The following is a 278-nucleotide window of genomic DNA, read 5'->3' as shown; positions in this document are numbered from 1 at the left end:
GGCATCGGCACCCTGGGCCTCCATTCATGCGCGTGGCCATTGCGTGGCCATCTTCCCTCCAGCAGAAATATTCTGTTAACCCTAACGGAGGGTTAAGAAGCGCCGACTCGGGGCGAGCTCGGCAGGAGAAACATCTGATGGCTGTGGAACTGGTCGAGAACAAGCTGAAGAACCCACTGCCGGTCCATCTGGTCGGCAGGGACGGCCTGGAGGCGGCCGGTCTGTCGCCGTCTATTGTCGCTTGGGCCAGGGCAAACGGCTTTTCCGGCGAGGCCGGC

At 62.2% G+C, this 278-nt stretch carries 1 pseudogene; it reads left to right on the top strand.

The annotated features are described in order from the left end of the window. Nucleotides 1–26: 26 nt before the first annotated feature. A pseudogene (locus tag EN852_RS43100) lies at nucleotides 27–278 on the top strand (leucyl aminopeptidase family protein); the annotation flags it as partial.

The sequence above is a fragment of the Mesorhizobium sp. M2E.F.Ca.ET.209.01.1.1 genome, assembly GCF_004010375.2.
Taxonomy (GTDB): domain Bacteria; phylum Pseudomonadota; class Alphaproteobacteria; order Rhizobiales; family Rhizobiaceae; genus Mesorhizobium.
Note: the sequence above shows the minus strand (reverse complement) of the source record. Positions and strands in the feature narration are given on the sequence as shown.